This is a genomic window from Vibrio sp. R12-SG2-ISO1, assembly GCF_059834045.1.
The window spans coordinates 135,302-147,849 of sequence record NZ_JCBDGO010000005.1 but is presented as its reverse complement, the minus strand read 5'-3'; the positions used below and the strand labels follow the sequence as shown (position 1 = coordinate 147,849).

At 51.2% G+C, this 12,548-nt stretch carries 10 protein-coding genes; 9 read left to right on the top strand and 1 reads right to left on the bottom strand.

Translation table 11 applies throughout. The annotated features are described in order from the left end of the window. The first annotated feature begins 16 nt into the window (after nt 1-16). From AC6R10_RS04995 to AC6R10_RS04985, 3 genes are all read left to right on the top strand, one after another. Nucleotides 17-916 carry a LysR family transcriptional regulator gene (locus AC6R10_RS04995; RefSeq protein ID WP_500626238.1) on the top strand — a complete coding sequence of 300 codons (900 nt, stop codon included), beginning with the start codon at nt 17-19 and terminating at the stop codon, nt 914-916. 197 nt (nt 917-1,113) lie between these two features. Beyond that, nucleotides 1,114-2,952 (top strand): CHASE domain-containing protein, encoded by a 1,839-nt coding sequence (locus AC6R10_RS04990; protein ID WP_500671642.1) that lies wholly within the window; start codon nt 1,114-1,116, stop codon nt 2,950-2,952. Nucleotides 2,953-2,968: 16 nt separating this feature from the next. Beyond that, a complete protein-coding gene (locus tag AC6R10_RS04985) occupies nt 2,969-4,666 on the top strand; it encodes an EAL domain-containing protein (RefSeq protein WP_500671641.1) in 1,698 nt (565 codons plus the stop codon). A gap of 44 nt (nt 4,667-4,710) precedes the next feature. Here the strand turns inward: AC6R10_RS04985 and AC6R10_RS04980 are convergent, their stop codons facing one another. Further along, nucleotides 4,711-5,463, bottom strand: coding sequence for an SDR family NAD(P)-dependent oxidoreductase (locus AC6R10_RS04980; RefSeq protein ID WP_487903052.1), 753 nt, complete (start codon nt 5,461-5,463; stop codon nt 4,711-4,713). Between the two features lie 388 nt (nt 5,464-5,851). Between AC6R10_RS04980 and urtA the strand changes: the two genes are divergently transcribed. From urtA to AC6R10_RS04950, 6 genes are all read left to right on the top strand, one after another. Next, entirely contained in the window at nt 5,852-7,135 is a 1,284-nt protein-coding gene (gene urtA / locus AC6R10_RS04975) for an urea ABC transporter substrate-binding protein (protein WP_334552934.1), read from the top strand. Between the two features lie 125 nt (nt 7,136-7,260). Beyond that, nucleotides 7,261-8,844: an urea ABC transporter permease subunit UrtB gene (urtB, locus tag AC6R10_RS04970; RefSeq protein ID WP_500671670.1), complete on the top strand. Its 1,584-nt coding sequence runs from the start codon at nt 7,261-7,263 to the stop codon at nt 8,842-8,844. Between the two features lie 21 nt (nt 8,845-8,865). Then, a complete protein-coding gene (urtC, locus tag AC6R10_RS04965; RefSeq protein ID WP_334553425.1) occupies nt 8,866-10,029 on the top strand; it encodes an urea ABC transporter permease subunit UrtC in 1,164 nt (387 codons plus the stop codon). A 2-nt stretch (nt 10,030-10,031) separates the two neighbouring features. Further along, on the top strand, nt 10,032-10,871 hold the full coding sequence (urtD, locus tag AC6R10_RS04960) for an urea ABC transporter ATP-binding protein UrtD (RefSeq protein ID WP_500671669.1): 840 nt from the start codon (nt 10,032-10,034) through the stop codon (nt 10,869-10,871). Nucleotide 10,872: 1 nt separating this feature from the next. Then, entirely contained in the window at nt 10,873-11,568 is a 696-nt protein-coding gene (gene urtE / locus AC6R10_RS04955; RefSeq protein WP_500671640.1) for an urea ABC transporter ATP-binding subunit UrtE, read from the top strand. Continuing rightward, nucleotides 11,565-12,485: an urease accessory protein UreD gene (locus AC6R10_RS04950; protein ID WP_500671639.1), complete on the top strand. Its 921-nt coding sequence runs from the start codon at nt 11,565-11,567 to the stop codon at nt 12,483-12,485. Before urtE ends, AC6R10_RS04950 begins: the two co-directional genes overlap by 4 nt. Nucleotides 12,486-12,548 lie beyond the last annotated feature (63 nt).

Below are 12,548 nucleotides of genomic sequence, written 5' to 3'. Positions count from 1 at the left end.
ATAATCAGGAGGTAAGATGAAGACGGAACAGCTTAGGTGTTTTATCGCCGCCGCCGACACTCTACATTTTGGGCGTGCTGCACAAAGTTTGAACATGCTACCCGCCGCGTTTGGGCGACAGATTAAGTTGCTCGAACAATCTCTGGGGCTCGTATTATTTAATCGTTCGACGAGAAGCGTGGAGCTGACGTTGATTGGTCAGCAGTTCTATTTTGATGCGTGTCATCTCATTGATCAGATAGATGCGGTAGAAAATCGGTACAAAAACTTGCGGATTGGTTCGCCTCACACATTGCGCGTCGGGGCAATTGACAGCGCCGCGATTGGGTTGCTGCCGAAATTGATTCTTAAATACAAGCGCTCTCATACGAACGCATCGATTCGTATCATCGAGGATAAAACTAAGCGCCTGATTCCAAAACTACTCTCAGGCGCGATTGATTTGGCGCTCATCCGACCGCCGGACAGTCTGAGTGAACGCATTGAAATCGAGCCTATTTGCCATGAATCACTGCGCTTGGCACTGCCAGACTCTCATCCATTAGCGACGCTCGAGCGTGTCACCATCGACTTGATTGCGGATTTTCCGATGATCGTACCGAACCGCAAAGACAGACCTCATAGTTACGACCTGACTTTTAAGTTGTTTCAGGCTGCAGGCTTTCAGCCCACGATTTCACAAGTGGCCAATGAAAAGCAGACGATTTTGAATTTGGTTGCTCAGGAAATGGGGCTAGCCATTGTGCCTTCTTGGTCAACCGGTGTCGCCCCATCGAATGTGTGCTTTAGGGAGATAGAGGGACACAGCCATATCGGTTTACCTTTGGCCGCAGCTTGGCTTAAAGGGTGCTCCGATTCTGTTAGGCAGGGATTGGTGGAAATGTTGAAACACTCACCAGAGCTGATCGACCAGTAGCGTGTTTCTCTCGCGAAAAGAGCTCTTGATGGCTAATCGCAGTATATTGAACTGTAACTATTGTCGTTTTTAATATTATTGAGACAAATTAGAGCGGGAGTTCACAAATTGACCAGTTAGTGCTTTTGACCGAGTTAGGGTGGAAAAAAATAGACTAGAGTGATTACTAAATACCTCACAAAAATAGGCTAGGTTGAATGCTGAAAAGCTCGTTGTTCCGTTCTGCTGTCCGGGCGCCTCGCGCTCTGCATTGGTATCACTGGGTCGTGATTGTGTTTTCGCTTGCGTTGACGCTGACCGCTTGGCAAGTGACGCTCAAACAGAGTCATCAGAAATCAAAGGTTCAATTTCAACATCAAGCCAAACAATTAGTCGCCTTGGTTCAAGAGCGGATGGAGAAGTATGAGGAAGCGCTATGGGCCGGCGTCTCTGCACTGCACATGCTTGATAGACCGGCGAGCCGCGCGGATTGGAAAGTGTTTGCCGATGAGCTGCGCATCGAGTCTCGGTTCCCGGGCATCAACGGGATTGGTGTGATTCATTACGTGCCAGAAGAGAAAGTGCCGACGTATTTGTCTTGGCAGCGTGAGACGATGGCGACCTATGCCATGCATCCCACGCGCTCTGGCAAGGAGTATTGGCCTATCACTTACATCGAGCCACAACAAGACAATCTCAAAGCGGTGGGTCTGGACATGGCGCATGAAACCAATCGTTACAGTGCGGCTCAGCGGGCGAAATCGAGCGGTCAGGCCAGCATCACCGGGCCGATCGTCTTGGTACAAGATTCTCAGCGCACGCCGGGCTTTCTTTTTTATGCCCCGTGGTATCGCCAAGGTATGGAAAACAATCAATATGGTGAAAGTGGCGGCGATTTTCAGGGTTTAGTCTACGCGCCTTTTGTGGTCTACAAATTGATGGATGGTACGCTCGACAGAAGTACACGTTTAGTGAATTTCAGCATCTATGATGGCGACACGGAGCTCTACAGTGAACTCAATGATAGCAACCGTCATTACGATGCTGATCCGACGTTTTCTGAGCAAATCAGTTTGGATTTGTATGGTCGTACTTGGGTGTTTCATGTTCAGTCCTCGCTGCTATTTAAAGAGCAGCAAAGCCTGAGTCAACCTGCGCTGATCTTAGTGTTTGGTCTATTGGTTGATGTTCTGCTACTGGTCATTTTCTTGATGCTCAGTCGTGAGAAAGAGCGCGCTCAGCAGTACGCCGATCAAGCCACCCAAGATTTGCAGTTGCGCACTCAAACCTTAGAGCAAGTGACGGCCGATTTAGAGAAGCGCAACCATGCGCTCGAAGAGGCCAACCACGAACTGGATCAGTTCGCTTACGTCGCCTCCCATGATTTAAAAGCGCCTTTGCGTGGTATATCCCAGTTGGTTACGTGGACCATCGATGACTTAAAACCCCATCTCACTGAGCAAACAGAGCAGTACGCCGCCTTATTGCAAAATCGAGTCAGTCGTTTGGAGCGCTTGCTGGATGATCTGCTGCTTTATTCGCGTGTAGGCAGGAAACAGTGGAGCTTAGATCTGTTTCATGTTGGGAATAAGATTGAAGAGATTTTTGAGCTGCTTAGCCCACCGCCAGGGATCACCTTAGAGTATGACGATCAGTTGGGTGAGATCTCCACCTTAGTCACGCCGCTTGAAATGGTACTGAGAAACCTGATTGGTAATGCGATTAAGCATCATGACAAGGAGAATGGTTTGATTCGCGTGACCGCTACGGAAATTGATGACCGTTATGTGTTTACCGTGCAAGACGACGGGCCAGGCATCCCTGAGGCCTATCAAGAGAAAGTGTTTGAACTTTTCCACACTCTGCAACCAAGAGACAAAGTAGAAGGCAGTGGCCTTGGCCTGTCGATTATTAAGAAAACGCTGGATCTCTATGGTTGCGACTATCGATTAGAAAACAACCTTGAACAGGGCTGCACGTTCCGTTTTAGTTGGCCCAAACAGCCGTACTTTGCCGCGCTAACCATCGAGCGCGCCAATCCAACCGTTACTCCATAAGGATGGGATTTAACTGATGAAAATCTTGATTATTGACGACGATACCATCGATAGAATTGCCGCGATTCGGACTTTGCGCGATACCGATTTACTTATCCAGGTGATCGACGAAGCAACGACGGCCCATGAAGGGCTCAAGATGGCGCTCGCCAATAAATATGATGTGATTTTGCTCGACTATCAGCTTCCACCTTCAAATGGCATTGAAGTGCTGATGCAATTGAGGAGCGTGAGCGATTTTTCTACCTCGATTGTGATGCTCAGCCACAGCAATGATGAGGAGTTGGCGCTGTCGTGCATTGAAGTGGGCGCGCAAGACTTCATCATGAAAAAAGAGATCACCGCGTCGCGATTACGTCGCGCTATCGTGATTGCCACCGAACGCTACTACCTCGAGCAGCAGATTCAAGCCAAACACACCGAGCTCAAACGTATGGCAGAAGAGGACAGTTTGACTGGGCTGAGTAATCGTTACTTTTTTGATGAAACCTTAAAAAAAGCACTATTGATTGCTTCTCGCTCGAAAAAGCCATTAATGCTCCTGTTGATTGATCTCGATAAGTTCAAAGACATCAATGATAGCCTTGGCCACGTTGTCGGTGATGCGGTCCTTAGGCATGTGGCTCAGCGTCTCTCCCATTGCTCACGAAAAAGTGATTACTTGTGCCGCATCGGTGGCGACGAGTTTGCCATTATTATCCAAAACCTTGAGATGAAAAATCACGTCCACCTATTGGTCCAGCGCCTGCTTAAAGCGTTTGAAGAGCCGATCATAGTGGAGAGCCATAGCATAGATATGACCATCAGTATTGGCATCGCTTCCGCGCCAGAGTGTGCCACTAACTCTGTAGAATTAACCAAGTGTGCCGACATCGCCTTGTACCGAGCCAAAGATCAAGGTCGAAATCAAGCGCAGTATTACTCGAAAGCGTTTCACAACTTGATTGAAAAGCGCATACGCATTGAAAACGATCTTAAACGCGCGATTCAAAATGATGAGTTTGAACTCTACTTTCAGCCTCAGTTTGACCGCAACGCCAACCTAGTGGGGGCAGAGGCGCTGCTGCGCTGGAATCACAAAAAGCTGGGTATTGTGTCACCTACCGACTTCATTCCGATCGCGGAGGAGTCCCATTTGATGATCGAAATTGGTCATTGGGTATTTCGCGCGGCGTTTGATCAACTCAAAATATGGAAAGAGCAATTTGCACGCTTTAGTGCCTCGTTTGTCGTGGCCATTAATGTCTCACCCAAGCAGTTGACGGAGCTGAGTTTAAAAACGCAGCTTGAAGAGTACCTTTCGTTTTATGAAGTCTCTCCGAGTCAGGTGGAGTTGGAGATCACTGAAAACTGCTTGGTCGCAGAAGGCGCCTCAACTGAGATGCTGCAACAGCTGAGTGGGCTGGGGTTCAAAATAGCGGTGGACGATTTTGGTACTGGCTACTCGTCGCTCTCACATCTCAAAGAGTACCCGATTGACATCATTAAGATCGACAAATCGTTTATGGCGAACGTTGAAGAGAAAAGCGCTCAGCAACTCTTTACGGCCATCTGTCTGTTTGCGACCAGTCTAGAGTACGATACCGTGGCTGAAGGTATAGAAACCGAGTACCAAAGCAGCCTTTGTCAGGGAGTCGGGGTGGCGCGTCATCAGGGCTATTTTTACTCGCAGCCATTGCCTGTTGAGGAGTTTGAGAAGAAGTATTTTGGCTAGAGCGCAGCGCTGATTAGTTCACCACGCTCTAGTTGAATCATCGCTTAATCGCGGTCAACCGCAAACGGAGACCATGCTTGACGTGTCGGCATCACTTCAAGGCGGTTAATGTTGATGTGATCGGGCAGCGTCGCCACGTAGAACATCTGTTCGGCAATGTCTTGCGCGGTGAGTGGGGTAGTGCTGTTGTAGAGCTTATCGGACGCCGCTTGATCGCCTTTGGTGCGTACCAAAGTGAACTCGGTTTCTGCCATGCCTGGCGCAATGTCAGTCACACGTACACCGGTGCCGAGCAAATCACAGCGCAAGTTGTAGCTAAATTGTTGAACAAACGCCTTGGTTGCCCCATAGACGTGGCTACCTGGGTAGGGCCATTGTCCGGCGATAGATCCCACATTAATGATGGTGCTGCCGGCGCCAGATTGGATCAAAGTCGGCAGTAGTGCGTGCGTCACATTCACCAATCCTGTGACGTTGGTGTCAATCATGGTTTTCCAGTCATCAAGCTCGACGTCTTGCGCCGCTTGCGGAGCCAAGGCCAGACCGGCATTGTTGATGAGCAGTCGCACGGCGGCAAATTCGCTTGGCAGTTCTGCCACGGCTTGTTTCACCGCGTCTGAATCACGAACGTCAAGTTGAATGATGTGCACAGGCACATTGAGTTCGGCTTTCAGTGCCTCTAAACGCTCGAGGCGGCGACCAGAGAGCACCAATGACCAACCCGCTTGTGCAAAACGCTCTGCCGCGGCTCGGCCAAATCCAGATGTCGCACCAGTGATAAATGCCACTTTTTTCATTCTTTGTTCCTTTTGATTGCCAGACTGAACTCGGAGCATAGCATGTTTTCGTTACTGGGGATGAATGCACAATCTTATCCTGCTTGCCGTTACGGTTTTGGTCTGGATGGGTGCGTTCGGCTGAACTACCTGACTGATATGCATCAAGTTTTCTTTTTTGGGGTTAAGGTCAGACCAAAATGGTGAGAGGAGAGAATCGATTGCACTAATATACAGCGCAAAAAATGACCACCCTTGCACAGTTAAGAAGCGGGTTAGAATAAAATTACTATAATTCAATGAGTTAAAATTAAATTGTTGAACGAGTTTTATTGGCACCCTTTTTGGATTGGTTGGATATAGATACCGACAGGTTGAATAACCATTCATCTATAAGGAGATAGCCACTATGAACATGACGTTCAAACTGAAACTGGCCGCTTTGGGCACCACACTCGCACTGAGCTCGTCTTTGGCATACGCAGAAGAGACGATCAAAGTCGGTGTGCTCCACTCGTTGTCCGGGACGATGGCGATCAGTGAAACCACACTGAAAGACACCGTGCTGATGTTGGTCGATGAGCAGAACAAAAAAGGCGGTTTGCTAGGTAAAAAACTCGAAGCCGTGGTGGTGGACCCTGCGTCCAACTGGCCACTGTTTGCAGAGAAAGCGCGCGAATTGATCGAAAAAGAAAAAGTCGACGTGGTGTTTGGTGGTTGGACGTCGGTATCACGCAAATCCATGTTGCCTGTGTTTGAAGAGCTCAACAGTATCTTGTTCTACCCGGTTCAATATGAAGGGGAAGAGTCGTCGAAAAACGTCTTCTACACTGGCGCAGCGCCAAATCAGCAGGCGATCCCTGCGGTTGATTACCTCATGAATGAACTCGGCGTTGAGCGCTGGGTATTGGCGGGCACTGACTACGTCTATCCGCGCACTACCAATAAGATCTTGGAAGCGTACCTCAAAGCCAAAGGGGTGGGGGAGTCTGACATCATGATCAACTACACGCCGTTTGGTCACTCCGACTGGCAGTCAATTGTCTCTGACATCAAGAAATTTGGCGCAGAAGGGAAGAAAACCGCGGTGGTCTCGACCATCAATGGTGATGCGAACGTGCCTTTCTACAAAGAGCTTGGGGCGCAAGGCGTCTCATCGGAAGACATCCCAGTGGTGGCGTTCTCTGTGGGTGAAGAAGAGCTGTCGGGTATGGATACCTCACCGCTGGTGGGCCACCTTGCCGCTTGGAACTACTTTATGAGTGTCGATACAGACAGCAACGCAGAGTTTGTCGAGACATGGCAAGCGTTCATCGGCAGTGAAGAGCGTGTCACTAATGACCCAATGGAAGCGCACTACATCGGCTTTAACATGTGGGCGCAAGCGGTGACGAACGCAGGTACGACCGACGCACAAGCCGTTCAAGATGCATTGATTGGTGTCTCTGTCCCCAACCTCTCAGGGGGCTACTCGACCATGATGCCTAACCACCACATCACCAAACCGGTTTTAATTGGTGAAATCCAAGATGACGGTCAGTTCGATGTGGTGTGGGAAACAACAGGTTTAGTCGCTGGTGATGCTTGGTCTGATTACCTTCCTGAGTCGGCGAAACTGTTCTCAAGCTGGTCGAAACCTTTCTCTTGCGGCGCGTTTAACGTCGAAACCAAGCAGTGTTCAGGTTCTAATTAATCACCACGATTGGCGCCCGGCTTTTACGTGGAAGCTGGGCGTCTTTTTTCCGTTGAGACCCTTTCCTTTTCACCCACGCAAGGACAGACATCATGAGGCCAAGGAGTGTGCCGATTATCAAGTTTATGTGGATCAGTCTATTGAGCCTGATCGGGTTGAATCTCGCCAATGCACAAAGTCAGGAAGACTTTGCCAGCATACTCAATGGCAAGAACAATCAAGCGAAAGAGCAAGCTATGACTTGGCTGGTGGAGACACAACCAGCCGAGGTAGCGAAGCCTATTTTGACCGCCTGGCTAGAAGGCGATCTCTACAGCTTAAAAGCCAACAAGCAAGATCTTTACATCGCGCCAGAGCTCAAAGCGCAACAAACCGCCACTCAGGTTTGGACGGGCGAGACACTCATGATTGAAAGTAAACGCCAGTTTAGCAAAGTGCGGGTGAATAACGCGTTGCGTGGTCTGATTCGCGCTGAAATCGCCTCACTGGGCCTAAGTAGTGCCAATGAAGCGGTGCGACTTTCGGCGGTGGTGGCGTTGGTGGGCAATACAGAGCCCAGCGTGGTGGCCAAGTTTAAAAAGCGTCTAGTGAGCGAAACCTCGCCCGCGGTGATTGAGCAGTTGCATCTGGCGTTGGCGGTGGACAGCGCCCTCAATGCGAGTGACCCGGGCCAAGTGGCGGCGATTGCGCTGCTGTCGGATTACAAACAGCCAGTGGTGGTGCAAACCCTCAATGCAGTGTTAAGCCGTGAGCAAGATGAGGAAGTGATTGAGGCGGCGCAAAAGGCCCTCGACCGCTACCAACAAAGCCAGCGTTTGTATTCGGGGGTGGAGACTCTTTTCTTTGGTCTTGGCTTAGGCTCGGTGTTGGTGTTGGCCGGCATTGGCTTGGCGATCACCTTTGGTGTGATGGGCGTGATCAACATGGCGCACGGTGAGCTTATCATGCTTGGCGCTTACACCACTTACGTTATGCAACAATTGATGCCCAATCACATTGGGTTGGCGTTGATACTTTCTATCCCGGCGGCATTTGTCGTCTCTGGGTTGGTGGGAGTTGCGATTGAACGCAGCGTGATTCGCCATTTGTACGGACGACCGCTGGAAACCTTACTGGCGACGTTTGGTATCAGCCTGATTCTGCAACAAGCGGTGCGCTCGGTGTTTTCGCCGCTCAACCGCTCAGTCAGCACGCCGGATTGGATGTCCGGTGCACTTAGCCTCAACCCCATGCTCTCTCTCACCTTCAACCGCTTGTACATCATCCTGTTTTGCGCGTGTGTTTTCATTGGTTTGGTGATGGTCTTGAAAAAAACACCTTTGGGTCTGCAAGTGCGCGCGGTGTCGCAAAATCGCGCGATGGCTCGTGCGATGGGGATCCGCTCAGAGCGTGTCGATGCCATGACGTTCGGCTTAGGTTCCGGGGTTGCCGGTATTGCAGGTGTTGCGCTGTCTCAACTTACCAACGTGGGGCCCAATATGGGCCAAGCCTACATCATCGACTCCTTCATGGTGGTGGTATTTGGCGGCGTTGGCAATCTGTGGGGCACCTTAGTGGCGGGGCTCGGCCTTGGGCTGTTTAACAAAATATTGGAGCCTTGGGCAGGCGCGGTACTGGCGAAGATCTTGGTGCTAGTTTTTATCATCCTATTTATTCAAAAACGTCCTCGTGGGCTTTTCCCACAACGTGGCCGAGCGGCAGAAGGTTAAGGAGTTCACATGAGTCAATCTATTCAGTCACGCTCGGTAGTGCTGTCGGCGATGCGAGGCGACAAAGGTGGCCAAGTGACCGTGGCGCTCATTCTGTTGGCGGTGGTGTTGGTGCCCTTGGCCAATACCTTGCTGCCCGTCGGCCATCTCTTTCATGTCGAGACATTCACGCTCTCTCTGATGGGCAAGTATCTCAGCTATGCCATGCTCGCCTTGGCGGTGGATCTGGTGTGGGGCTACCTCGGCATTTTGAGTTTGGGCCACGGCGCCTTTTTTGCCCTTGGCGGCTATGCGATGGGCATGTATTTGATGCGTCAAATTGGTGATCGTGGTGTGTACGGGAATCCGATTCTGCCGGATTTTATGGTGTTTCTAAATTGGCAAGAGCTGCCGTGGTTCTGGCTTGGTTTTGATCAGTTTTGGTTCGCGTGTGTGATGGTGGTGTTAGTGCCGGGGGCGCTGGCTTACCTGTTTGGTTATTTGGCGTTTCGCTCTCGCGTGTCGGGGGTCTATTTGTCGATCATCACCCAAGCGCTGACCTATGCCCTGATGTTGGCGTTTTTTCGCAACGAAATGGGCTTTGGCGGCAACAACGGCCTCACGGATTTTAAAGACATACTTGGCTACAGCTTGCAGCAAGACAGCACGCGCATCGTGTTGTTTATGGCCACCGGTCTGATGCTGGCCCTGAGTTACTGGGTGTGCCGCACTGTGGTGGCCAGCCGTCTTGGCCGCGTGGCGTTGGCGATTCGCGACACCGAATCCCGCACACGATTTATGGGCTATGACGTCGACGGCATCAAGCTGTGGGTGTTTGTCCTTTCTGCGGTGATCGCGGGCATTGCGGGGGCGCTTTATGTCCCGCAAGTGGGCATCATCAATCCCGGGGAATTTGCGCCGCTCAACTCGATTGAAGTGGTGGTCTGGGTCGCGTTAGGCGGCCGCGCTACCTTGTTCGGCGCGATTGTTGGCGCTTTGGTGATCAACTACGCCAAAAGCTGGTTCACCGTTGAGTTCCCAGAGGTGTGGCTCTTCGCCCTCGGGGGCATGTTCGTGCTCTCGACTATGTACTTCCCGAAAGGGTTGATGGGGTTTGTCAGCGACAAGCTCGCGAAGGTCGACACGCCTAAGCGCCGCGCAGCAAGCGATGAGGAAAGAGATAAGAGCAAAGAGGTGACGGCATGAACATGACCCATACAACATTGACCGATTCGGTCAAGCAACTGACCCGTCGTGATGAAGTCTTTTCGTTTCTCAAGCCCGATACCCACCCGTTGATTGATACGCGGCACAACATTTTGCTCTATGTCGAAGGCGTCAACAAAAGCTTTGACGGCTTTAAAGCCATCAACGACTTGAACTTGTACATCAAAGAGGGCGAGCTGCGCTGCATCATCGGCCCCAATGGTGCAGGAAAAACCACCATGATGGACATCATCACGGGCAAAACCAAACCCGACAGTGGGTCGGTGTGGCTTGGCTCCAACATCAACCTCCTGAAGATGAATGAGGCGCAAATTGCCAATGCCGGCATCGGACGTAAGTTCCAAAAGCCGACGGTGATTGAATGCTTAAGCGTGTGGGAGAACCTTGAGCTGGCGATGGCGGGCGTGCGCTCTGTGTGGGGTACGTACATCGCGCAGCTATCAGCCGAGCAGAAAGACAAATTGGAGTCAGTACTCACGCTGATTGATTTGCAAGACAGTGCAAGGCGACTCGCCGGTAACCTGTCGCATGGTCAAAAGCAGTGGCTTGAGATCGGTATGCTCTTGATGCAAAACCCGAAGCTGTTGCTGATCGATGAGCCGGTCGCGGGGATGACACACCAAGAGATGGATCGCACCTCTGAGCTGCTTAACTCGCTCGCCGGGAAACACTCGGTCGTGGTCGTTGAGCACGATATGGATTTCGTCCGTTCAATTGCCAGCCATGTCACTGTGCTCCACCAGGGGCATGTGCTGGCAGAAGGGACGATGGACCACGTCCAGGCCCATCCGCAAGTCAAACAGGTCTATCTGGGAGAGTAGTATGTTGACCATCAATGGATTGAACCAATTCTATGGCGAAAGCCACACCCTGTGGGACTTGAATATGACGATCCCCAAAGGCAAATGTACCGTACTCATGGGACGCAATGGGGTGGGGAAAACCACCTTATTGCAGTGCATTATGGGGCTGGTGAAGGTACAAAGTGGCGACATCAAACTGGGTGATCAGTCATTAATTAAACGTGACGCCGAAGATCGCCCGCGACTCGGTATCGGTTATGTGCCGCAAGGACGGCAAATCTTTCCGATGCTCACCGTGCAAGAGAACCTTGAAGTGGGATTGCCGATTCGCGCCAAAGGTGATCGCCAGATCCCAGAATTCATTTTCGAGCTGTTCCCGGTGCTTAAAGAGATGCTTCATCGCCGCGGTGGCGACCTGTCGGGAGGGCAGCAGCAGCAACTGGCGATTGGCCGTGCTCTGGTGGTCAACCCAAGTCTACTGATTTTGGATGAGCCCACGGAAGGCATTCAGCCCAATATAGTGCAAGAGATTGGTGACATCATCCGTATGCTCAATCAGCAATATGGTCTGACGGTATTGCTGGTGGAGCAAAAACTGCCTTTTGCCCGCAAAGTGGGCGATGAGTTTTGCATTTTGGATCGCGGCCGGCCGGTGGCCAATGGCCCCATGGACGCGCTCAACGACGCGCTGATTAAGGAGTATCTCACCGTATGATGTGTGATCCTGCTGTGGCATTTGCCTTGACGGATGCCAATGACAACGACAAACCCAGCCTTGAACAAAAACTCGATTCTGATACTCGCTCTGGCTGGAAAGCAAAACTGGCTCTGCTGTTTACCGACAGAGGAGATAAAACGGTGATCAAAGAGCGTCAGCAACAAGGCCCGCTGGCGATACAGCGGCCGCTTTATCCTGAGGGGCCCGTGTGCCATACCTATTTGTTGCACCCGCCTGGCGGCGTAGTCGGCGGCGACACGTTAGCCATCGAGGCAGAGGTGCGAGAGGGGGGACATGCTCTGGTCACGACCCCCGGCGCTACCAAGTTTTATCGCTCATCGGCGCGCTTTGCTCGCCAGACACAAATACTGCGCGTGGCGTCAAACGCCACCTTAGAGTGGCTACCGCAAGAGAACATCTTTTTCCCCGATGCCCACGCGCGAGTAGACACACAGATCCACTTAGAGCGTGATGCACAATTTATGGGCTGGGAGATGCACTGTTTTGGGAGACCCGCACTAAATGAGGGCTTTTTAAGTGGACATTTGGTAGGAAAAACAGAGATTTACTACCAAGGGAGCAAAATACTCAGCGAAGGGCTCAATATGAAAGGCGGCGATAAATATCTGATAAATAAGGGGTTGCTCGGCTTTCCAATGATGGGCACGTTTTATATCTCCTCACAGGACGAGGACTTAATCGAGCTGGTACAGAGCTTGCTCTGCTCTATACAAGATGATGTGGGTAAGGCGTCGTTGGTCATTGGTGCCACTCAGCTGGAAAACCTGATTGTCGTCAGGGCATTAGGTCAATGGAGTGAAGTGATTCTGGCCAGTTTTGAGCGTATTTGGCAGCAGATCAGGTTGCACTGGTTTGGCGAGAAGCCTCAGCCTCCGAGGATCTGGGCTACCTAACAAGGTGGACTGAGAGTGTGGATGCAAGCTGACTTACTCATCTACAGCACACTCATCCACAAG